Origin of the sequence: Filimonas zeae (assembly GCF_014641615.1) — a bacterium.
GTDB lineage: Bacteria > Bacteroidota > Bacteroidia > Chitinophagales > Chitinophagaceae > Filimonas > Filimonas zeae.
In genome coordinates, this window is sequence record NZ_BMIB01000003.1 from 1,319,433 (window position 1) to 1,342,519 (window position 23,087).

The window sequence follows — 23,087 nt, forward strand, 5'->3', positions numbered from 1 at the left end:
GTTTTTCAGGTTAAAATCCAATATTCAGGTTTACACCGTAAGAACGCAGCGATGGTAAAGCACCGCCTTCCAGCCCCTGTATATTCAAATCAGAATTGGTGATGTTGGAAGGATCTACGTTAGGCGCATTGGCATGTATCAGCCACAGGTTACGGCCATAAAAAGAGATACGCGCATTAGCTGCACCTATTTTATTTGTCCATTTCTCTGGCAGATTGTAACCCAACCTTACTTCGCGCAGGTAAATAAAGCCCGCATCGTACATATTGGCTTTGTTAATAGAGCGGCCGAAGTTGGTTTTAAAGTGGTTGGCAGCGTTAATCCTTACGGTGTTGGGGTTACCATCCGGGCCTACACCTGGCGCTATTACACCGGTTTGGCGGATATTGTTGTCCACGGTTTCTGCCAGTGCACCTGAGTACAAACCATACAGATTGGTGTAAGAGAAGAAGTTACCACCCTTCTGAAAATCAACCAGTGCACTTAAACTGAAGTTCTTGAAAGTGAATGTGTTGCTAACGCCACCTATAAAATCAGGTTGAGTAGTTCCAATGATTTGTCCGGGTGCGGAAGCAATGTAGTGGCCGGTAGAATCTACCATTTTATTGCCTTTATCATCGTAGGTAAAATCGGTACCGGTAAGCATAAACAGCGACTGACCTTCTATGGCAGATACCGAAACGGAAGCCAGCCTTCTTTCCGTACCTATATTATAGGTAGTAAAGTCCGGGTTATTAGGCACGTCCAGTTTAATCAGCTTACTGCGGTTGAGGGAGAAGTTAACGGCAATATCCCATGCAAAACCGTTTTTCAGTTCTACCGGGCGGCCATTCAGTTCAATTTCCACACCGCGTGTTCTGCTTTTACCAATGTTTGCATAATAGTTATTGTATCCGCTGGCGGCAGATACCTGTAAAGGCACAATCAGGTCTTTGGTAGTACGGGTGTACACTGTCGCATCAATTCCCGCACGGTTGTTCAGAAACTTCAACTCCAGCCCTGCTTCCAGTTCTGTGCTCTTTTCAGGCCGCAGCTCGCTGTTGCCCAGGTAGGGGTCTTTACCAATAATGGGGTTGGTACCAAACAGGCCCGGTTGTGCGTAGGCATTGTTGGTGCGGTAAGGATCGGTATCGCTACCTATCTGCGCCACACTGGTTCTTACTTTACCAAAGGAAAGCCAGTTCCATTTCAGCCAGTCGGAGAACACGGCAGCCAATGAGGCCGATGGATAGAAGTAAGAGTTGTTGCCCTTAGCCAAAGCGCTTGACCAATCATTACGGCCGGTGATGTTCAGAAAAACAGAGTTGTTATAACCCAATGTAACATCTCCAAACAGCGAGTTAATGCGTTTGTTAAACCGGAACTCGGAGAAGGCTACGCGGCTGGTGGTATTGGTAAACGTATACAGTTCGGGAACAATTAAGCCGGTAACCACGCCGGTGTTGATGTTATCCTTACGCGTCATAATGTTACCACCTACGGTAGCATTAATGTCCAGCTTTTTAGAAATATCTCTTTTAACGTTGGCCAAAAACAGATAGTTCATTTCGCGGAAGCTGCGGTTGGTGCGTGTATAACCTCCTGCCTGATAATCTTTTGGCACACGTTCTTCTATTAAAGTATTAAACTCATCCATAAACACTTTGGCCGAAAGGTTAATCCAGCTGGTGGGTTTAATTTCAAAACCGGCCAGACCAAACAGGCGTGTTCTGCTGTCGCTCTCATAGCCTTTATAAGAAGTCCAGTAAGGTGTGGTTGCCGAGGTAGGTGTAGGATCGGAGAAAGACTTCCGGTTCCAGCTCACCTGCGAGCCATCGGGAAACTGATAGTACTTCAGCATATCATTTTCCAGCTGGCGCTGGCCAAACATGGTAAACAGCTGTGTGGGGTTGGTACCCGCAAAACCGGTTCCGGAGCGGCCCATGGCCCGGTTATCGGAATAGTTGGCGCTGGCCACTGCCGTAACAATATCATTCAGCTTATACGTACCGTTAAAGCCTATGTTATTCCTTTTCAGGTCAGAATTAGGCAGTATGAATTTTTGTGTAAGGTTGCTGTACGATAAACGGAAAGTACCCTTATCACTACCGCCGCTTACACTGATGCTGTTGGTAATGGTATGCCCGGTGCGGTAGAAGTTCTTTACGTTATCCGGCTGTGGCGACCAGGTAGTGGTTCTGCCGAAATACGGATTGTTCTTATTCTGATCGAAGGAATAATACGGACGTATTACCTGCCCCAGCAGTTCAGGCCCCCAGCTTTCATCCAGCGAAAACTGCGGCATCAGATCGTATCCACCTCTGGAAGGATCGTTATAAGTAGGTGCCGTAGCACTCAGAAACTGCTCAGGATGCTGGTTGTACCACAGCGTATCAAAACCCGACGCTACAAAGCCTGGTGCGTCCGAAGCACCACCGGCGCCATAACGGTTCTGATATCTGGTGCGGATATACGCTTTATCCATCTGCGCATTCAGGCTGTAGGTAATACCCAGCTTTTTACTGGCCGAACCGCGTTTGGTGGTAATCAGCACCACACCGTTGGCACCGCGGCTGCCATACAAGGCAGAGGCCGCTGCGCCTTTCAGCACAGAAATCTGTTCAATATCATCCGGGTTAATATCCTGTATGGGGCTACCATAATCGTAACCGCCCCCACCGCCTGCCTGACTTACGTTGGCTGCGGGGTTATTGTTACCCATAAAAATACCATCTACCACAAACAGGGCATTGTTATCGCCGGTAATGGATTTGTTACCGCGTATAGTTACTTTGGTAGAGCCGCCCATAGAACCGGTGTTGCCATTAATCTGCACACCAGCCAGCTTGCCCTGTAAAGCATTTACAAAGTTGGATTCTTTGGCTACCTGTACGGCATCCCCTTTCACTTCCTGAATGGCGTACCCCACCGCTTTGCCTTTTTTAGAAATACCCATTGCCGTTACCCGTACTTCCTGTAACTGCCCGGCACCGCTCTTAGAACTTAACTGCACCGCCATAGGTGCCTCTGCCGAAAGCATTACCACATCTTTATTACCATATCCTACAGCAGAGAAAGTTACGGTAGCACCGGTTTTAAACGGAATACGGAAGCTACCGGCCTCGGTGCCGCTGTAAGCCTGGCCATCTTTATATGTAACGGTTACAAAAGGAACGCCCTTACCTGCCGCATCGGTAACACGGCCGGAAACAAACACCGTATCTTTAGAAGCGGTATCCTGCGCATTGGCCGAAAGTGGTACCACATCCGCCTTTTTAGCCGTATCCGGCGTAGTAGGCACAGGTGCTGCGGTATCCTTTACCGGGGGAGGCACCGGTGCAGAAGAGTCTTTTGCGCCGCCGGTGGTATCTGTAGCCGGAGCCGTCCATGGGGTAATTTTAAACGTATTTTTTTCCGCAAACTGCACCTGAAAGCTGGTAAGGTCCGGTGCTTTAAAGGCGCCCAGCTGGGTACCCTGAAACAGTATCAACACCGAATCTTCATTACTCACTTCCAGTGCAAACCGGCCATCATCGCCGGTAGTGGATTTACCCTGCAAGGCTTTGGATTGCAGTACATAGTCTTTTTGCGGAGAACCATCAAGGCCCAGTAATTTGCCATTGATCTTTTTAGAGGCCGATTGACTCAAAGCAGCCGTAGCGCACAGGAGGCAGCACAATACTGCCATCATCAGGTAAGAGGTTTTTCCAGGCATAAATAAGGTTAGAAGAGGAACAAAAAAATATCGCCCCTCCCTCCCAAAAACATTGCCAAAAAAACTAATACATATCAGCTAGTCCAACCTCCGGCTAATTGCATCATCAATTTGTTTGAACAAATGTTCCGGTTTATAGGTACGCCAGTTGGGTATTTCCATCAGCTCTATATAGTGGTTCAGCTTGCGTTTGCGGAAATCGTGCTGCGCCGCTTCGCTCAGCCCCAGCATTACCATCCAGCCGTTTTCATCGGTAACTTCTTCAAACCATTCCTGGTAATAATCTTTATCGCCACTGTGAAAGTTCATTACGTTCTCCCCTATCAGAATGTACTTATAAATCCCCTGTTCAAACAATTTGTCTATCACATCCCGCTTCAACGTCATAATATCATTCTCTATGGCATCATTCCATTCGCCTATCAGTTCAATAACGGCAAAGTGCAGATCATAGTCTACATATAACATCTTGAGGTACAGGGTACGGCTTCCAAACTCATCCCATTGCGGATGGATATAGTAATTGTAAACGGTTTGGGAAAATTCAAACTCGCTGTAGGTACGACCAAAAAAGGGCGATCGCTGATCTTCTTCTGCGGTGTACAGGTGTCTCCAGTTAAAAAAAGGTTCTATATCATGCATTGCAGCAAAGTTAGGGGGATAATGGGGGAAATAAAAAGCGGCGCCGTAAAGGCGCCGCTCTGTTTTCTAAGGCCATTGCTGACAATAGATCCTGTCTTATGATTAACTCCTGCTATCTAATATGTTTCTATCAATCTCCTCGTCGTTGGCACGTTGCGCCTGCAGCTTTTTCAGCTTACGCTTATAGGATATATTCATGATTACCACAAACAATACCGGCACCACAAATATTGCCAGCGTAGTGGCCGCAAGCATACCGCCGAACACGGTCCAGCCAATGGTATTACGCGCCTGCGACGCCGCACCCGTAGCTACCGCCAGCGGTAACACACCCAGGATAAACGCCAGCGAGGTCATAATAATCGGACGAAGACGTAACTGTACCGCCTGTAAGGTAGCGTGCGTAATATCTACCCCCTTATCCACACGCTCTTTGGCAAATTCCACAATCAGGATGGCGTTTTTAGCCGCCAGACCAATCAGGGTAATCATACCAATCTGCGCATAAATGTTGTTGTTCAGGCGCGGAATAAGCGTAAGCGTAAGAATAGAACCAAACAAGCCCACCGGCACCGCAAACAGTACCGCAAATGGTACCGACCAGCTTTCGTACAGGGCAGCCAGAAACAGGAATACGAACACAATAGATACTGCAAACAGCATCAGTGTACTGTTACCCGCAGTAATCTCCTCACGTGTCATACCCGAGAATTCATAGCTGTAACCAGCTGGTAATGTTTGAGCAGCAACCTCTTTCAGCGCTTCAATAGCCTGACCAGAGCTGAAGCCCGGTTTAGGCGAACCGTTGATTTCCACCGCACGGTAAACGTTGTAGTGCGAAATAAGCGCCGGAGCTTCTGCCAGCTTTATACTTACCAGTGCACTCAGCGGCGTCATATTGCCCTGGCTGTTGCGCACATAAATCTGATTCAGAGAATTGAGCGAAGAACGGTAAGTACTATCGGCCATAGCCATTACACGGAAGTTACGTCCGTACAGGTTAAAGTCGTTTACATAGCTACTACCCATCATGGTACTCATAGTGCTGTACACATCGCTCAGTTGAATACCTAACTGCTTGGCTTTATCTCTGTCCACATCAATACGGTAAGTAGGCGTTTTGGTGGTAAAGAACGTATACGCCAGGCCTATTTCCGGACGGGCATACAATGCACCCAGAAACTTCTTGGCTACGTTTTCAAACACCTGAATACTATCGGTACTGGTGGTTTGCTGTAATTCAATGGTAAAACCAGAGGTTTGCCCCAAACCTGGAATTGCCGGTGGAGCAATGGCAAGAATACGGGCTTCTTTAATATCGCCGGTTCTCTTCATAATCTCCCCTATCACACCTTGCAGCTGCTCTTCCTTGCTCTTTCTTTCATCCCAGGGTTTCAGGTTCACGAACATGGTACCCACGTTGCTTTTGTTAGAGAAGCTGATGGCGTTTAAGCCAGCCAGACCACCCACTACGTTTACCGCAGGAATCGCTTTTACGCGGTTCATAATATCGGTAAGCATAGCCACACTGCGTGAGGTAGAAGTACCTTCCGGCATTTCGTAGGTAACAAACATACGGCCCTCATCTTCTGTAGGAATAAAGCCGGTTGGTTTGGATTTGAACAGTAACGCCAGGCCCACAAACAGCACAATCATCATTACTATTACCAGCTTAGCACCTTTAATCCACGAAGCAACGCCTCTGGTATAAGAGTGGCTCAGCTTATCAAACCATTTGTTGAAACGGGCGAAGAAACGGTCCAGTATATTCTTTTTATCATTCTCACCCTTACTCGGCTTCAGCATCATGCTACACAATGCCGGAGTAAGCGACAGGGCCACAAACGCCGAGATGATTACCGAGATGGCGATGGTAATGGCAAACTGCTGATACAACCGCCCTACTATACCCGGTGCAAAGCTTACCGGCACAAACACCGCCGCCAGAATTAACGCAATAGCAATTACCGGAGCAGAAATGTCCTTCATCGCTTTTTCCGTAGCCTCTTTGGGCGATAGCTTTTCGTGGTCTATATAATGTTGTACCGCTTCCACCACCACAATGGCGTCATCCACCACAATACCAATAGCCAGTACAAAGGCAAACAGGGTAAGTGTGTTAATGGTAAAACCAAACGGTATAAACACAATGAAAGTACCAATCAATGATACAGGAATGGCCAATACCGGAATCAACGTGGCTCTCCAGCTCTGCAGAAACAGGAACACCACAATAATTACCAGAATCAACGCTTCCACAAACGTGTGTATTACCTCTTCAATAGAAGTAGATACCACGGTAGCAGTTTCCAGCGGTACGGCATAATCCATATCCTTAGGGAAACGCTTTTTCATTTCTTCCAGCTTGGCCACTACCCCTTTATACGTATCCAGGGCGTTGGCACCTGGCGCCTGATAAATCAACAGAAAGGCAGCGGGCTTACCATTTACAAAGGCGTTGATACCATAGTCAAACTTACCCAGCTCAACACGGGCCACATCTTTCAAACGCACAAGGCTTGCATCCGCAGGGCGGGTACGCACAATAATGTTTTCAAAGTCTTCCTGTGTTTTTAAACGGCTGTTGGTAAGAATGTTGTATTCAAAAGCCTGCGATGTGGGCTGCGGGTTACCACCTACGGTACCGGCCGCAATCTGCAGGTTCTGCTCGCTCAGCGCTGCGGTAATTTCAGCCGCAGTCATGTTTAACGCAGCCAGTTTAGCCGGGTTCAGCCACACGCGCATACTAAAGTCATCTGCACGGGTAAAAATATCACCCACGCCTTTTACGCGCAGTAACGCATCCTTCAGGTAAATGTTGGTATAGTTACCCAGAAAGGTGGCATCGTGCGTACCGTTGGGCGAGTAAAATGCCAGCGCCATCATAATAGATGGGTTACGCTTACGGGTAGTTAAACCCAAACGTTTTACCGCATCGGGTAAAGTAGGCTCGGCCACACTCACCCGGTTTTGCACGTCCAGCGTAGCAATGTCGATGTTAGTGCCAATTTCAAAGTTTACGGTAATGCTGGCCTGGCCGCTACCGGTACTGTTACTGCTCATGTACGTCATGCCCGGCGTACCGTTCACCTGCGTTTCAATGGCAGTAGTAGTAGTCTGTTCCACCGTTTCAGCATCCGCACCGGTATAGTTACCGGAAATAGATACCGTAGGCGGGGTAATATCGGGATATTGCGCAACCGGTAAAGTGGTAATAGCTATCAGACCCACCAGTACAATCACGATGGATATTACTATAGCCGTTACCGGTCGTTTTATAAAAGTATCTGCTATCATTGTTCTTTGCTTTGTCGTGAAACCTAAATCATCTCTTCAACCCTCAGTTATTTCTTTGCAGGAGCAGCAGCACCTGGCGCACCGGCCTGTTGTGGCGGCGCAGTAGTAATTGCTGAACCTTCACGCAGGTTTTGTGAACCCTGGGTAACCACTTTCTCCCCTTCTTTCACACCGTCTTTAATAACAACGCTGGTTCCTATCTGTCTGCCTAACGTTACTTTACGCTGGGTAACTTTGCTGCTATCACCCACTACATATACAAAAAACTCACCCAGCTGCTCGGTTACTGCTTTGTAAGGTATAACCACAGAAGAAGCACCGGTAGTAGCTTTTACACGAACAATGGTATTCATACCACCTTTTAATACATGTTTGGGGTTAGCCACCACCAAACGGGTTTTAATGGTACCGGTTTGCGCATCTACCGCACGGTCAATAGTGCTTACAGATGCAGGGTAAGGATACACGTCATCACCAAAAGCCAGCAGGAAAGTAGAGTCTTTGGTGCCCTTTCCCTGTAACTGAGAAAAACGATAAATGTCTTTCTGATCTACGGTAAAGTCAACCGCCATCGGATCATCGGTAGAAATGGTATTCAGTACGGTTTGTCCGGCTACTACAGAAGTACCCATTCTTACCTGTGAAATACCAATGGTACCACTGAAAGGCGCTACTATACCAGAAAAACGAACGTTGGCACGTACGCTTTCGGCAGTGGCTTTGGCGGCAGCCAGTTGTTTTTTGGCGCTTTCCAGTGCAGCATCTGCATAATCAACCTGCTGCTTGGCTATCGCGTCTTTTTTATCCAGCTCATGGTAACGGTCGGCATCTTTCTGCGCCTTTACCAGGTTGGCTTCCTGTACGGCAACGTTAGCCAGCGATTGCTGGTAGTTGGCATCGTACACCTGCTGGTCTATGCTATATAATTTCTGTCCTTTGCTTACTTTATCACCATCTTTAAAATGAATACCGGTGATGTAACCGGTAACCTGCGCACGCAGTTCGGTCTGGTTTAACGGGGTAACGGTTCCAGGGTATTCATCATAGTATACAGCGCTGGTAGTGGCAGCCTCTTCCACAGTAACAGGAACTGCTGGCGGCGGCCCCTGCTGTTGTTGTTGCTGCTGCTTGTTACCGCAGGATGCCAGTGTTAAAAAACAAGCCACACCTGCATAATTTCTGATCGTTCTGAACAACATTGTATATTGATTTTGCATTAGTCGTATAGTTAAATCGTGTGCTCTTAATAAGTAATTTGTCCCAGTGCTTTTTGTACATCTACTTTGCTGGCCAGTACCTGGTAAAGCGCATTGTAATAGTTAATGCGTGCAGTTCTTAAATCACTTTCTGCATTAATTACTTCTATATAAGCTTTTATACCAGACTCGTATTGCAACGCAATTACATCATATACTTCCTGCGCCAGTTGCAGGTTTTCTTTCAATGCCTGGAAATTGGCAAAGCTGCTTTTATAGTTGGCCAGTGCCTGGTTATATTCACTGCTTACCATGGTTTGCAGGTTCAGAATATCCCAGTCAGTTCTTTTCAACTGCAACTCAGCGGAACGGATTTTGGCTGTGCGTTTACCTCCCTGAAAAATGGGTATACCAATGGTAACGTTACCATAAGAGTTGGGAATGTTATTATTGTACAGCTTATTAAAGTCGTTGTTCTGATAAATCAGCGAATACATGCCGTTTAAAGTAGCCGTAGGCAAAAAGCTCATTCTTTCGTACTTCACATTGGCTTCCTGTAACTTACGCTGGGTAATCAGTTGCTGATACTCAATACGGCTGCCAAGGCTGGGCATTTGTAAGGTATCCATACCAACTTCGGATGACATGCGAATGCTGTCATACACAATATTCAACTCTTCTGTAGGTGGGTAGCCCATCAGATACTTCAGGTACTCCTTCTTGGCCTTCAGCAAAGCTGCGTTGCTAACCAGCGTAGCTCTGGTATTGTTAAGGTTAATGGTAGCTCTTTTGTAATCGGTTTTATCGGTTGTACCTGCTTCGTATTGCGCCTGCGCATTTTTAAGGCTGCTTTCCTGGCGCACAATATCCTGCTGGGTAACTTTTATCTGTTCCAGCGTAGCCAACACGTCGTAAAAAGCCTTGCTTACATTTACGGTAACGTTTATTTTGTTATTTACTGTGTTTTGCCTTGCCTGAAGCTGCACATCTCCACGGGTTCTGGCAGCCAGCAACACATCTCTGTTAAACAATGCCTGGCTGAGTGTAAACTGACCGTTAGAAGTATTGTTTACACCAAACTGAATCAACTGTCCGTTCACAAAGTTTTGCGGAACCTGAAAATTGTGCTGCAAAGTGTAATTGAAATTCACCTGCGGATACCAGTCAGCCAGTTTGGTTTTAATGGTTTCACCGGTGATATTCTCGTCAATTAATGCCTGTTGCACCGCCGCCTGATGCGTTACAGCGTACTGTATCACGCTTTGCAATGTAGCCTCCTGCAGGGTAGAGTCAGCCGTACGCTGGCCCGATACAGGCAGGCAAATGCCGCCTGCTATCAACCAGCTCAATGTAAAAATGAGTCGTTTCATACTTCTATGTCTATAATATAAATCCTGTTTACTAATTCGTTGCTCCTGCACACAGTCCATTCACTTTCAAGGTAGCCGGGTTATTCTCTGCAGTTGGATAGGATGGTAATTTCGTATGCGAAGGTAACGGGATTGTTCAAAATAAATTAAACGTTTGATTAGTTTTTTCCCGATTTCGCCGAATTTCTGCTGCAAATGAATCATTTACCGCTGCCAGATTCCGATACAACGCCGTAAAAAGAGATGGGTTGGCGGTTGTTACTGGTAACCTGTAAAGTGGTATATCCATCCTGCGATATGGTAAAATTGAGGGTGCGCACGTCTCCGGCATCGGAAGGTTCAATCCGTATATCCCATCCCCCCTTCCGGCGTTCCTTCACCACATATTTAAATTGGGTAGAGGTAAAATTGATGCCCCCTTTGGAAGCATCAAGCGGTGCGGCAAAGGCCCGGCCAAAATACGGCAGGTATACTTTCAGCGTGTCCTGTTTTACTTTTACATCGTAGCCGTACGTTAATTGTATTACCCGGCCGCTCATGGGCGTGGCGGTTTGGGCGTTAAACAGATAGCGTTTGGCAGTAATGGCAGCAGTTATTCCACGCTCTCCATTTTTGTTTACAGCAGTACTGTCCTGAGCCCGGGCAACAGGGCATACTAATAACAACAGCACAGCGAACAGGCAGGTGTACGGAGATGTTTTCATTTGAGTAAGTTTTAACGAGCTTTATAAATATACGCTTAAAATATAGCAATACCCACGCAGCAGCCTGGCCAGGAGTAATTTGTACTACATTTACACTAAAAAAGCATACAGATTGAAGACTGTATTGGTTATTGACGACGAAGAAAAGCTCCGGGGACTGTTATCCAGAATACTACGCACAGAAGGTTTTGAGGTATATGAAGCGGCAGACGGCAAAAGCGGTTTGAAAAAATTAGCGCACGAAAACGTGGATGCGGTGCTCTGCGATGTAAAGCTGCCCGATGTAAACGGTGTGCAGCTGGTACAGCAGATAAAAAGCAGCTGGCCCCTGGTAGAGATTATATTATTAACTGCCTACGGCAACATACCCGATGGCGTACAGGCCATTAAAAACGGGGCGTTTGACTATATTACCAAAGGCGATGATAACGACAAAATTGTTCCCCTGCTGCACCGGGCTATAGAAAAAGCACAGTTACAAAAGCGGGTGCAGGAACTGGAAAAGCGGGTGGGCGAAAAGTTTTCTTTCAAAGCCATCAGCAGCAAATCCAAATCTATTCAGGAAGCCATTTCGCTGGCAGAGCGGGTAGCTCCGGTAGATACTTCTGTGCTGCTGACCGGTGAAACCGGTACCGGTAAGGAAGTATTTGCACAGGCCATACACCAGGCCAGCGCCCGTGCAGGAAAAAGCTTTGTAGCCCTTAACTGCAGCACCTTCAGCAAAGAAATACTGGAAAGCGAACTGTTTGGTCACAAACAAGGCGCTTTTACGGGCGCTACCAAAGATCAAAAGGGCCTGATTGAAGAAGCCAACGGTGGCACCCTGTTTCTGGATGAAATAGGAGAAATGCCGCTGGAGTTACAAGCCAAACTGCTGCGGGTATTGGAAACCAGCGAGTTTATACGCCTGGGCGATACCAAAACCACCAAAAGCAATTTCCGCCTCATAGCCGCCACCAACCGCGACCTGAAAAAGGAAAGCGAAGAACACCGCTTCCGGAGCGACCTCTACTTCCGCCTGAATATATTTGAAGTACACCTGCCCGCTTTACGCGAGCGGGTAAAAGATATTCCGCTGCTAACAGAGTTTTTTGTACACCAGTTTGCTGCCAAAACCAATAAAAAGCCGCCGCAGATAAGCGCTGAGTTTATGGAACGGTTACAGGCTTACCACTGGCCGGGCAACATACGCGAACTGAAAAACATTATTGAAAGGGCCGTGATACTATTAAACGGACAGGAACTGACTACCGATCAGCTGCCTGCAGATGTTACCGCCCCTCCCGTACGCCAGCAACCCATTTCGGCCTTTGACCTGGCCAGCATGGAAAAACTGCATATACAGCGGGTATTAAACCACACACGCAACAATAAAGCAGAGGCCGCCCGCCTGCTGAACATAGGAACGGCTACACTGTACCGGAAGATTGACGAGTACGGTTTGTAAACCTCCACTATCTCTTTTTGATAAAACCTTCTCATTTTGAGAAGGTTTTTTATTGCCCTTATTTTCCGGCACAGCAAAGCCATATTACCTCTATCCCTTGTCTGCAAAGCGTTACAGCGTTTTACCACCATGCTCTTTTGAGGCGGGGTACGCTTTTGGCCTCTCTACCGGTATATAATGCAAAGGTTATGAATCAATATGAAGTACCGGCTCTGATAGCCGACAGTATACCGGAACTGGAAACCGCTATGAAGGAGCAAACAGCCACCTTCAACATCAACAGCGTACTGCACACACTGGCAGCTTACACCCAAAAAATGTGCGCCGCCCACAATTTACCGGCTATACAGCAGTGTATGAAACTGGCAGACAAGCTGTACACCAAAGGCAACACCGCCGTGCAGAATGCCGTAATAAACGTGTTTGTGTACTCCTTTTCTGTATTCCGCATTACCTGCCACAAAATGGAATGGAAACAGCTGCAGCCCCGTATTCCGGTAACACTGTATTCTGTGTACGTGCAGCAGGTATTAAAATCAGGTATGTAATTAAACACTTCAAATATCCATAGTATGTTAATCAGCATTCTCCTTGTTACCTGCCTTGTTTGTTTCTACCTCTTCAACAAGTGTATCGACTTTTTTGAAAACATGTAATTCCTCACAACACAACCAAACCATCATGATGAATATACTCTTCGCAGTATCGGTGCTGGTATTTATTTACCTGATTTACGTACTGCTGAAACCGGAAAAGTTTTAACCCTCAAAACTGCGCAATAGCAAATGAACACAGAAATAACAGGCGTGCTGGTAACCTTTTTCATTACCCTGCTCATCGCCTTTCCTTTAGGAAAATATATAGCCCGCGTATTCCGCGGCGAAAAAACCATCACCGATTTCATGTCGCCCTTCGAGCGCTTCATCTATAAAATCTGTGGTATTGACCCTACCAGAGAAATGACCTGGAAACAGCATATGGCTGCCCTGCTTTCTATTAATCTGGTATGGGTAGTGTATGCGTTTTTTGTATTAATTTTTCAGGACAAGCTACCCCTGAATCCGGATGGTAACCCCGGTATGACGCCTGATCTTTCCTTCAACACCGCCATCAGCTTTCTGGTAAACTGTAACCTGCAGCACTACAGCGGCGAATCGGACCTTACCTATCTTACGCAGTTAATAGTAGTTACGTTTTTACAGTTTGTATCTGCCGCTACCGGTGTAGCAGCCGTGGCTGTATTGTTCCGCGCTTTTGCGGAAAAAACCACTACCAAACTGGGCAACTTTTTTGTATTCTTTACCCAAACCATTACCCGCATACTGCTGCCCTTAAGTATTATAATGGCCGTAATACTGGCTTTTAACGGCACCCCCGCCAGCTTTGATGGTAAAGATAGCATTGTTACCCTGCAGGGCGATAGTGTACAGGTATCCCGCGGCCCCGCAGCCGGTATGATAGCCATTAAACACCTGGGCACTAATGGTGGTGGCTGGTTTGGCGCCAACAGCGCCCACCCGCTGGAAAACCCCAACTATGTAACCAACATGGTAGAAATAGTAGCGCAGGTAATACTGCCTATGGCGCTGGTATTTGCCTTTGGCTTTTTTATCATGCGCCGCAGACTGGGTTATGTCATCTTCGGGGTAATGACGCTGGGTATGCTCACTTTTATGATACCCAACTTCTTTTCTGAAATGGGGGGCAGCCCCGCACTGGCAAAAATGCACCTGGCCAATGCCACTGCTATGGAAGGCAAAGAAGTAAGGCTGGGGGTACCTGCCTCTGCTTACTGGCAGGTAATGACCACGGTTATATCTACCGGTTCCGTAAACTCCATGCACGATAGCTCTATGCCTATGAGCGGCGCTATGCAAATGCTGGGTATGATGACCAACTGTTTCTATGGTGGTAAAGGCGTAGGCTTACTCAACTACTTTATCTTCCTTATTATAGCCGTGTTCATATCTGGTTTAATGGTGGGCCGTACACCGGAGTTTCTGGGCCGTAAGGTAGAGGCGCGTGAAATTAAAATAGCCGCTATTATAGCCCTGCTGCATCCCTTTCTGGTACTGGCCGGCACCGCGCTGTCCGCGTATTTTGCCGCCCACCATGCGGATATTAACTGGGCCGTAAAACCCGGCGCATGGTTGAACAACCCCGGCAGCCACGGCTTTTCAGAAATGCTGTACGAATACACTTCTTCCTCTGCCAACAACGGTTCGGGCTTTGAAGGGCTGGGCGATAACAACCTATTCTGGAACATTACTACGGGTATAGTAATGATACTGGGCAGGTTTATCCCTATCATAGGCCCTGTTGCCATTGCAGGTTTACTGGCAAAGAAAAAGTATATACCACAGAGCGCAGGCACCCTGCAAACCGATACCGCCACCTTTGGCATTATGACCTATGCCGTTATTATGATACTGGCAGCACTGGCTTTCTTTCCGGCGCTTACACTAGGCCCTATTGCTGAGTTTTTTAACCTGTATTAATTCTTCCACATCATATAACGAAATATATGTCTGACAATACATCCCGCAATAAACTGTTTGATGGCGCCCTGGTTGAAGAGGCCCTGCAACAGAGCTTTGTAAAACTCAATCCCCGTATCATGTTCCGCAACCCGGTTATGTTTACGGTAGAAATAGGTACTGCTATTATGCTGGCAGTAACCATTTATACGTACGCAACAGGCGATACAACACAGGGCAGTGCCGGTTACAACCTGGCCGTGTTTCTGGTACTGTTTATTACCCTGCTGTTTGCCAACTTTGCCGAAGCCATTGCAGAAGCCAGAGGCAAGGCACAGGCACAAAGCCTGCGTAAAACACGGGAAGATACACCCGCTAAAAAAGTATTTGCCGTTGGCGAAATACGTACGGATGAAATTAAAGTGGTATCCTCCTCTCAACTGGCCAAAGGCGACATATTTGTATGTGAAGCTGGTGACATCATTCCTATGGATGGGGAGATTATAGAAGGGCTGGCTACTATTGACGAAAGTGCTATTACCGGCGAATCTGCACCGGTAATACGGGAGGCAGGTGGCGATAAATCATCCGTAACCGGCGGCACCAAAGTACTGAGCGATTTTATTAAAGTACGCGTTACCACCGAACCCGGCGAAAGCTTTCTGGATAAAATGATTGCCCTGGTAGAAGGTGCCAGCCGCCAGAAAACGCCCAATGAAATTGCACTCACCATTCTGCTGGCCAGCTTTACCCTGGTATTCATTATCGTATGCGTTACTTTAAAACCCTTTGGCGATTTTGTTAACACCCCTATTACCATCGCGGCCTTTGTATCCTTGTTTGTATGTCTGATACCCACCACCATCGGCGGATTGTTAAGCGCCATTGGTATTGCCGGTATGGACCGTGCCCTGCGCGCCAACGTAATTACCAAAAGTGGTAAGGCCGTAGAAACAGCGGGCGACCTGGATACACTGCTGCTGGATAAAACCGGTACCATTACCATAGGTAACCGCAAGGCCACCCATTTCTGGCCAGCCACCGGTGTAAACGAACAGGCATTTATCACCTCCTGCGTAATGGCCTCCCTGGCCGATGAAACGCCGGAAGGGAAGTCTATTATAGAACTGGCCCATACACAAGGCGTAAGCAACCGCTATGTAAAAAAAGAACATGCCCGCTTTATTGCCTTTACCGCAGAAACCCGTAGCAGTGGTATAGATATAGATGGCAACCGCATACGCAAAGGTGCTTTTGATGCTATTAAAAACCTGGTAACCAAAGCCGGTAACCTCTTCCCTTCGGAAACCGAAGAACGCATTAAAGCCATATCCTCCAATGGCGGTACCCCACTGGTGGTAAGCCATAACGAGCAGGTATATGGGGTAATAGAGCTGCAGGATATTATTAAACCCGGCATTCGTGAGCGCTTTGAAAGGCTGCGCCGGATGGGTGTAAAAACCGTAATGGTAACCGGCGATAACCCGCTTACCGCCAGATTCATTGCCGAAAAAGCAGGGGTGGATGATTTTATTGCCGAAGCCAAACCCGAGGATAAAATGCGCTACATTAAACAGGAGCAGGAAAGTGGCAAGCTGGTAGCTATGATGGGCGATGGCACTAACGATGCACCCGCACTGGCACAGGCCGATGTTGGTGTAGCCATGAACAGCGGTACCCAGGCAGCCAAAGAAGCCGGTAACATGGTAGACCTGGACAACGACCCTACCAAGCTGATTGAAATTGTAGAGATAGGCAAACAGCTGCTGATGACCCGCGGTACACTTACCACCTTTTCCATTGCGAATGATGTGGCCAAGTACTTCGCTATTGTACCCGCGCTGTTCATCACTTCTATACCGGCCTTACAGGGGCTGAACATTATGCACCTGAAAAGCCCGGAAAGCGCCATTCTTTCAGCCGTTATTTTCAACGCCATCATTATACCCATATTAATTCCACTGGCATTGAAAGGTGTAGCCTACAAGCCCATTGGTGCCAGCGCCCTGCTGCGGAGAAACCTTTTTATCTATGGGCTGGGTGGTGTAGTAGTGCCTTTTATAGGCATTAAGCTGATTGATCTGCTGCTGGCCTTTTTTATGTAATACTGTAAATAATAATTATATGCTTAAATATATCATACCTTCTGTAAAGCTTACCCTTGTAATGATTGTGTTGTGTGCGGTAGCTTATCCCCTGTTAGTATCCGGCATTGCCCGCTTTGCACCGGGCCAGGGCAAAGGCGAAACCCTTTCTGTAAACGGCAAGGTAGTGGGTTACGCCAATGTGGGGCAATCCTTTACCCGCGATGATTATTTTCAGGGCCGCCCTTCTGCCGTGGGTTATAACGCCGCCGGCAGTGCAGGCAGCAACAAAGGCCCTTCCAACGCCGATTACCTGAAAACCGTACAGGAAAGAATTGATACGTTTCTGGTACATAACCCCGGCGTAACGCGGGAACAGATTCCTGCAGAAATGGTAACCGCATCCGGCAGCGGGCTGGACCCCGATATTTCACCAGCCAGCGCTGCTGTGCAGGTACAACGCATCAGTAACCTGCGTAAGATAGATGCGCAAATACTGCAACAGCTGATTACAGAACATACTGAAAAACCCTTACTGGGCCCACAGAAGATAAACGTACTTAAACTGAACATTGCATTGGATCAAATCAAATAAACAACCGTAAATGAAAAAGAAAATGGCGGGTGCATTCGCACTCGGGCTAAGTGTTTGCATAAGCACTTACACTTTTGGACAAGACGCTGTGAAACCTAAAATTCCTTTTGATGGCATGGATCTTACCTGGATTAACGGACAAAACCGTCAGAAGAACTTCCCGTTGACTGTTACAGACAAAAACGGTGAAACCATTCTTACCGGTGTGGCATTGGTAGATGGCTATTTTAACTACAACTTTGCCCGCCCTAAAGACAACACACAAACCATTTCTGCCGCCACCGGCCGCAGCAATGAGTTTACCCTTAACCAGGCCAGCATTGGTATTGAAAGCAATTACAAAAACGTAATCGGCCGTTTATGGCTGCAAACCGGAAGCATGACGCATGTGGTGCAGGAAGCGGATGGTTCTGTAGCACGCGGCCGCAACACCGGCACGGGCAACCTGAAATTTATACGTGAGGCAGCAGCCGGTTACCACTTTAATGTGAACTACGGCCTGAATGTGGAGATGGGCATTTTTATGAGTTACATTGGCCTGGAAAGCTATGTACTGCAGGAAAACTGGAGTTACCAGAGAAGTATGGTGTGTGATTTTACTCCCTTCTATTTCCAGGGCGCACGCGCACAATGGTACCCTACCAAAAACTATAAAACAGAGTTATGGCTGTTAAACGGCTGGCAAAGCTATAACAGCTGGAGCAGGAACGTAGGCATTGGTAACTCCAACTACTGGCGCCCCAACGAAAACCTGCAACTGGTAGCCAACTTCTATTACGGTAACGACAGCAAAAGCGGCACCACGGAATTATCTAAAGTACGCCGCTTTCACCACGACAACAGCATTGTTGCCCGCTACTATAAAAGCAAGGCAAACGGCAAAGGCATTTCACAGGCAGCTTTCAGCCTTAACACCCACTATGGCTTTCAATCCGGCGAAGGTGTAAAGGCCAAAAACAACTATATGGCGGGTACCTCACTGGCGCACCGTTTATGGTTTAACAACAATAAACTGGCCTGGACAGTACGGGGCGATGTTATTACCAACCCCGGCGGTTACCTGGCCTTCAGCCCTGCAGTATCCGGCGCTATACCCAACGATTACGAAACCGCTATTGCAGATGGTAAAGATCTGAGGGCGATGCAGCTGAGCACCACGTTTGATGTAATGCCTAACGACCACGTTACCTTCCGTTTTGAGTACCTGCACCGGAATGCCAATATTCCTTATTTCGCAGGCCCTGGCGGCACTACGTCGCAAACCGGTTTTAACACAGATCCTATAGATCCTACGTGGAAAGCTGATTTACGCAAATCTGAAAACAGAGTTATAGTGGCAGTAAACTTCCGTTTATAACCCAATCCGGTGGGGCTTTCAGCGGCCCCACCCTTCTTTCAAACAACACAAATGAAAACTGACCCGATTATAGTCCGCGTAGCCACCGAAGCAGATGCCATATACGCATTGCAGATTACTGATGAAATGGAAAGCTCTGCCAAAGCACGCGGCACCGGTATATCCAAACGCTCGCCCGAATCTATCATCCGCAAAATGCGGGAAGGGAAAGCAGTAATAGCCCTTACCCGCGATAATATATGGGTAGGCTTTTCTTATATAGAAGTATGGTCAAACGGCGAATTTGTATCCAACTCCGGCCTTATTGTATCTCCTCCTTTCCGTGGCCTGGGCGTAGCCAGAACTATTAAAACCAAAATATTCCGCCTCTCCCGCCAATTGTATCCACAGGCAAAACTGTTCAGCATTACCACCGGCCTGCCTATTATGAAAATGAACCTCCGCTTCGGTTTTGAGCCGGTTACTTTTAACGAAATTTCGCACGATCCGGCCTTCTGGCAGGGCTGCCAGAGCTGCATCAATTACCAGACGCTGGTAAGCAAAGGCTTTAAAAACTGTTTGTGTACCGCCATGCTGTACACCCCGGCCAATGTTACCCCGCAGCCTGAAATATGCACTAACTTCACTATTCACGAAAAGCAACTGCTGCTGTAGCCTGCCCTCTATCTCCACCCATTCATTTTCCCAACCACCTTGTATATGGATAAAGACAAAAATGCCGAACACTTTTTAAAGCTCATCCGCCAATCGCGCCGCGGTAAGTTTAAAATATACATAGGCATGAGCCCCGGGGTAGGTAAAACCTACCGCATGCTGCAGGAAGCCAGAGCGCTGCTGCGCAACGGGGTGGATGTAAAAATTGGCTATATAGAAACCCATAACCGGGCCGAAACCCATGCCCTGCTGGAAGGCCTGCCCGTAATACCCCGCCGCCAGCTGTTTTATAAAGGCAAAGAGCTGGACGAGCTGGATGTAAACGCCGTAATTAGTTTACACCCGGAGGTGGTGATTATAGATGAACTGGCCCATACCAATATAGAAGGCAGCCGCAACGAAAAAAGATGGCAGGATGTGTTGCAGATACTGAATGAAGGCATTAATGTTATCAGCGCCGTAAACATACAACACCTGGAAAGCCTGCAGGAAGAAATTAAAAACATTACCGGCATAGCCATCAGCGAACGGGTGCCGGATAGTGTATTACAACAGGCCGATGAAGTGGTAAACATAGACCTTACCGCAGACGAACTGGTTACCCGCCTGAAAGAAGGCAAAATTTATACACCGGATAAAGTAGCCGTATCCCTGAAAAACTTCTTCCAGCCCGAAAAGATACTACAGCTGCGCGAGCTGGCGCTGAAAGAAGTAGCCAACCAGGTAGAACGCAAAATTGAAACCGAACTGCCCCGCAGCATTCACCTGCGTAACGAGCGTTTTATGGCCTGCATAAGCAGTAACCACGAGGTGGCTAAAAAGGTAATACGCAAAACCGCGCGGCTGGCCGCCTACTACCGCAGCAAATGGTTTTTGCTGTATGTGCAAACGCCAGGCGAGGAAATGGATAAAATAGGTTTGGCCTCACAACGGCATTTAATTAATAATTTTAAACTGGCAACGGAGCTGGGTGCAGAAGTGATACGTATTAAACATGCTAAAATTGGCAAGGGCATTATAGAGATTGCCGAAAAGCGCGAAATAACTACTATCTGTATTGGCAAGCCTCACCTGAACCTGTTTCAGGTGATACTTAGCACCAGTGTGTTCAACCAAATACTGAAAAAGCTATCTTCAAACGATATTGATCTTGTAATATTTTCCTGATGCGCATCAAAACCAAATTAACCCTGGGGGTTGGATTGCTGTTTCTGCTGATACTGGTATTGGCTATTGTTAGCAGCGCCTATATTAACCGGCTGAAAAACGATACCGAAAACATTCTGGTATCTAACTACAATACACTGGAGTATACCCGTAAAATGATGCTGGCGCTGGATGAGATACAGCAGTCGCCCATGGCACTGAGCGAGTTTGAGCAGAACCTGCAGCTGCAGAAAGTGAATGTAACCGAAACAGGAGAAAAAGAAGCCACGCAAAAGCTGGAAGCGCATTATATGCAGTTTCGTACCAATACGGCTTCAGCCACACTTCCGGCACTGATGCGCAGAGATATTTCGCTGATTATGACGCTGAACATGCAGGCCATACAGCGCAAAACCCAGATAGCACAGGCAACGGCGGGTAATGGCAATTTGTGGATTGCCACTGCCGGTACACTCTGTTTTATCATTGCTTTTGTACTGCTGGTAAACCTGCCGGGTAATATAGCCAACCCGGTAAAAGCCTTAACCGCCAGTATACAGCAGATTGCCAATAAAAACTACAACCAGCGGGTGCATCTTTCGCAGCATGATGAGTTTGGCGAACTGGCCAGCTCCTTTAACACCATGGCCGAAAAACTACAGGAATACAACAACAGCAATTTGTCTGAACTGCTGGTAGAAAAAAAGCGCATTGAAACCCTTATTAACAACATGCACGACCCGGTAATAGGGCTGGATGAGAACAAGAAAATACTGTTTGCCAATGAAGAGGCCATACGCATCAGCGGTATGCAGCGGGAAAAACTGATAGGCCAGCAGGCGCAGGATATTGCCGTAACCAACGATCTTATCCGCACCCTGATACGCGAACTGATGGAGCCTAAACAAAACTCCGCCAAAGCAAGGCCCATTAAGATTTTTGCAGATGGCAAGGAAAGCTATTTTGAAGAGGATATTGTTACCATAAGCATTACCCCCACCGGCGAAACCGGTAAAAAACACCTGGGCCATGTAATTGTACTCAAAAATATTACGCCGTTTAAAGAACTGGATTTTGCCAAAACCAATTTCATAGCCACCGTATCGCACGAGCTGAAAACGCCTATCTCATCTATTAAGTTAGGAGTACAGCTATTAGAAAAAGAAGGTGGCATTAACGAATCGCAACAGCAACTGCTGGATGGTATTAAGGACGATAGCAACCGCCTGCTATCCATTACCGGCGAATTGCTGAACCTGTCGCAGGTAGAAACCGGTAACATTCAACTGTCTATACAACAAAGCAACCCCCATAAAATTATCAGGTACGCAGTAGACGCCGTAAAAGTACAGGCCGATCTGAAGCAGATTGCCCTGGAGGTAAAAGAAGATAAACTGCTACCCCTTGTAAAAGCCGATGAGGAAAAAACCGCCTGGGTGCTTACCAACTTTCTAACCAACGCCATCCGCTACTCGCCGGAAAAAAGCCAGATTACCATTGAGGTAAACCCCGATGGGCAGCAGGTAGTTTTTTCGGTAAAAGACCAGGGAAAAGGCATTGATGCGCGCTATAAAGACCGCATATTCGACCGTTATTTTCAGGTGCCGGGCAGCAGCCGGGCGGGTACCGGGCTGGGCCTGGCCATTTGCAAGGAATTTATTGAGGCTCAGGGCGGCAGTATCGGGGTAGATTCGGAAATAGGATCGGGCAGTAACTTTTACTTTTTGCTGTCAAAGGCATAAGGGTTAATCCCTTACATTTGTTGCCATGAACAATTTTTCTCCTGCGCTATTACAGGAAATGGAAGAGGTGGGCACGAGGAAGACGATGACGGCAGGGTCGTTGGTGCTGCGGGAAAACAGTTATATCCATTCAATTTTTATACTCGTAAGCGGCAGTGTGCGCATTATGCGTACGGAAGAAGAAGGCCGCGAAATTCTGCTGTACTACCTCAAACCCGGCCAAAGCTGTATTACCTCCTTTTTATCCGGCTTACATGAAGATACCTGTAAGGTAAGGGCGATGGTGGAGGAAGATGCGGAAATTCTGTTCATCCCCATTAACAAAGCAAAGGAGTGGATTACCGCCTATCCGGAATGGGCCAACTTCATTTTCCGGTTATACCATATCCGTTTTGAAGAGCTGTTAACGGTAATTAATGCCATTGCTTTTGAGCAGCTGGACGACCGTATTATGAACCTGCTGAAGAAAAAGCAGGAAGTGTACCAAAGTAATGATTTCAACATTACCCACCAGCAGATTGCCGAAGAGCTGGGTACCACCCGGGAGGTAATTTCGCGCCTGCTGAAACAGCTGGAAAAGAAGGGGAAAATACTACTGGGCCGTAACCGGGTAATACTAACTCCCGCTATGTAACAAAAGTCACACTTCTTTGGAGGCAGCTTCTCTATTTTTGGCCGTAAC

At 47.3% G+C, this 23,087-nt stretch carries 17 protein-coding genes; 11 read left to right on the forward strand and 6 right to left on the reverse strand.

All coding sequences use genetic code 11. From position 1 onward, the window contains the following. Positions 1–10 precede the first annotated feature (10 nt). The 6 genes from IEY13_RS18325 to IEY13_RS18350 form a co-directional block, all read right to left on the reverse strand. A complete protein-coding gene (locus IEY13_RS18325) occupies positions 11–3,694 on the reverse strand; it encodes a SusC/RagA family TonB-linked outer membrane protein (protein WP_188954795.1) in 3,684 nt (1,227 codons plus the stop codon). 78 nt (positions 3,695–3,772) lie between these two features. After that, the gene (locus IEY13_RS18330; protein WP_188954797.1) at positions 3,773–4,336 is read right to left on the reverse strand and encodes a hypothetical protein; all 564 of its coding nucleotides are present in this window, start codon (positions 4,334–4,336) and stop codon (positions 3,773–3,775) included. A gap of 102 nt (positions 4,337–4,438) precedes the next feature. Beyond that, on the reverse strand, positions 4,439–7,633 hold the full coding sequence (locus tag IEY13_RS18335) for an efflux RND transporter permease subunit (protein WP_188954799.1): 3,195 nt from the start codon (positions 7,631–7,633) through the stop codon (positions 4,439–4,441). A gap of 47 nt (positions 7,634–7,680) precedes the next feature. Next, entirely contained in the window at positions 7,681–8,832 is a 1,152-nt protein-coding gene (locus IEY13_RS18340; protein WP_188954801.1) for an efflux RND transporter periplasmic adaptor subunit, read from the reverse strand. Between the two features lie 44 nt (positions 8,833–8,876). After that, positions 8,877–10,199, reverse strand: a complete 1,323-nt coding sequence (locus IEY13_RS18345) for a TolC family protein (protein WP_188954803.1) — start codon at positions 10,197–10,199, stop codon at positions 8,877–8,879. Between the two features lie 200 nt (positions 10,200–10,399). Beyond that, complete coding sequence (locus IEY13_RS18350; RefSeq protein WP_188954805.1) at positions 10,400–10,903, reverse strand: DUF4251 domain-containing protein; 504 nt, start codon at positions 10,901–10,903, stop codon at positions 10,400–10,402. 112 nt (positions 10,904–11,015) lie between these two features. Between IEY13_RS18350 and IEY13_RS18355 the strand changes: the two genes are divergently transcribed. From IEY13_RS18355 to IEY13_RS18405, 11 genes are all read left to right on the forward strand, one after another. Next, positions 11,016–12,350 carry a sigma-54-dependent transcriptional regulator gene (locus IEY13_RS18355; protein ID WP_188954807.1) on the forward strand — a complete coding sequence of 445 codons (1,335 nt, stop codon included), beginning with the start codon at positions 11,016–11,018 and terminating at the stop codon, positions 12,348–12,350. A gap of 188 nt (positions 12,351–12,538) precedes the next feature. After that, positions 12,539–12,898 (forward strand): DUF7674 family protein, encoded by a 360-nt coding sequence (locus IEY13_RS18360; RefSeq protein WP_188954809.1) that lies wholly within the window; start codon positions 12,539–12,541, stop codon positions 12,896–12,898. A 136-nt stretch (positions 12,899–13,034) separates the two neighbouring features. Beyond that, positions 13,035–13,112: a K(+)-transporting ATPase subunit F gene (gene kdpF, locus IEY13_RS30460; protein ID WP_373286960.1), complete on the forward strand. Its 78-nt coding sequence runs from the start codon at positions 13,035–13,037 to the stop codon at positions 13,110–13,112. Positions 13,113–13,135: 23 nt separating this feature from the next. Then, on the forward strand, positions 13,136–14,848 hold the full coding sequence (gene kdpA / locus IEY13_RS18370) for a potassium-transporting ATPase subunit KdpA (RefSeq protein ID WP_188954811.1): 1,713 nt from the start codon (positions 13,136–13,138) through the stop codon (positions 14,846–14,848). Positions 14,849–14,874: 26 nt separating this feature from the next. Continuing rightward, positions 14,875–16,932: a potassium-transporting ATPase subunit KdpB gene (gene kdpB, locus IEY13_RS18375; RefSeq protein ID WP_188954813.1), complete on the forward strand. Its 2,058-nt coding sequence runs from the start codon at positions 14,875–14,877 to the stop codon at positions 16,930–16,932. 19 nt (positions 16,933–16,951) lie between these two features. Next, positions 16,952–17,506 carry a K(+)-transporting ATPase subunit C gene (locus IEY13_RS18380; RefSeq protein WP_188954815.1) on the forward strand — a complete coding sequence of 185 codons (555 nt, stop codon included), beginning with the start codon at positions 16,952–16,954 and terminating at the stop codon, positions 17,504–17,506. 10 nt (positions 17,507–17,516) lie between these two features. Continuing rightward, a complete protein-coding gene (locus IEY13_RS18385; RefSeq protein ID WP_188954817.1) occupies positions 17,517–18,863 on the forward strand; it encodes an outer membrane beta-barrel protein in 1,347 nt (448 codons plus the stop codon). 51 nt (positions 18,864–18,914) lie between these two features. Continuing rightward, a complete protein-coding gene (locus IEY13_RS18390; RefSeq protein ID WP_188954819.1) occupies positions 18,915–19,517 on the forward strand; it encodes an N-acetyltransferase in 603 nt (200 codons plus the stop codon). 45 nt (positions 19,518–19,562) lie between these two features. After that, positions 19,563–20,684 carry a universal stress protein gene (locus IEY13_RS18395; RefSeq protein ID WP_188954821.1) on the forward strand — a complete coding sequence of 374 codons (1,122 nt, stop codon included), beginning with the start codon at positions 19,563–19,565 and terminating at the stop codon, positions 20,682–20,684. Further along, positions 20,684–22,405, forward strand: a complete 1,722-nt coding sequence (locus IEY13_RS18400) for a HAMP domain-containing sensor histidine kinase (protein ID WP_188954823.1) — start codon at positions 20,684–20,686, stop codon at positions 22,403–22,405. The genes IEY13_RS18395 and IEY13_RS18400 overlap by 1 nt, the downstream gene beginning before the upstream one ends. Before the next feature lie 25 nt (positions 22,406–22,430). After that, positions 22,431–23,039: a Crp/Fnr family transcriptional regulator gene (locus IEY13_RS18405; protein ID WP_146831235.1), complete on the forward strand. Its 609-nt coding sequence runs from the start codon at positions 22,431–22,433 to the stop codon at positions 23,037–23,039. Positions 23,040–23,087 lie beyond the last annotated feature (48 nt).

Bases quoted from the DNA above. Each gene is read 5' to 3' on its own strand.
- IEY13_RS18325 (WP_188954795.1), bottom strand. From the start codon at position 3,694: ATGCCTGGAAAAACCTCTTACCTGATGATGGCAGTATTGTGCTGCCTC.
- IEY13_RS18330 (WP_188954797.1), bottom strand. From the start codon at position 4,336: ATGCATGATATAGAACCTTTTTTTAACTGGAGACACCTGTACACCGCA.
- IEY13_RS18335 (WP_188954799.1), bottom strand. From the start codon at position 7,633: ATGATAGCAGATACTTTTATAAAACGACCGGTAACGGCTATAGTAATA.
- IEY13_RS18340 (WP_188954801.1), bottom strand. From the start codon at position 8,832: ATGTTGTTCAGAACGATCAGAAATTATGCAGGTGTGGCTTGTTTTTTA.
- IEY13_RS18345 (WP_188954803.1), bottom strand. From the start codon at position 10,199: ATGAAACGACTCATTTTTACATTGAGCTGGTTGATAGCAGGCGGCATT.
- IEY13_RS18350 (WP_188954805.1), bottom strand. From the start codon at position 10,903: ATGAAAACATCTCCGTACACCTGCCTGTTCGCTGTGCTGTTGTTATTA.
- IEY13_RS18360 (WP_188954809.1), top strand. From the start codon at position 12,539: ATGAATCAATATGAAGTACCGGCTCTGATAGCCGACAGTATACCGGAA.
- kdpF (WP_373286960.1), top strand. From the start codon at position 13,035: ATGAATATACTCTTCGCAGTATCGGTGCTGGTATTTATTTACCTGATT.
- kdpA (WP_188954811.1), top strand. From the start codon at position 13,136: ATGAACACAGAAATAACAGGCGTGCTGGTAACCTTTTTCATTACCCTG.
- kdpB (WP_188954813.1), top strand. From the start codon at position 14,875: ATGTCTGACAATACATCCCGCAATAAACTGTTTGATGGCGCCCTGGTT.
- IEY13_RS18380 (WP_188954815.1), top strand. From the start codon at position 16,952: ATGCTTAAATATATCATACCTTCTGTAAAGCTTACCCTTGTAATGATT.
- IEY13_RS18385 (WP_188954817.1), top strand. From the start codon at position 17,517: ATGAAAAAGAAAATGGCGGGTGCATTCGCACTCGGGCTAAGTGTTTGC.
- IEY13_RS18390 (WP_188954819.1), top strand. From the start codon at position 18,915: ATGAAAACTGACCCGATTATAGTCCGCGTAGCCACCGAAGCAGATGCC.
- IEY13_RS18395 (WP_188954821.1), top strand. From the start codon at position 19,563: ATGGATAAAGACAAAAATGCCGAACACTTTTTAAAGCTCATCCGCCAA.
- IEY13_RS18400 (WP_188954823.1), top strand. From the start codon at position 20,684: ATGCGCATCAAAACCAAATTAACCCTGGGGGTTGGATTGCTGTTTCTG.
- IEY13_RS18405 (WP_146831235.1), top strand. From the start codon at position 22,431: ATGAACAATTTTTCTCCTGCGCTATTACAGGAAATGGAAGAGGTGGGC.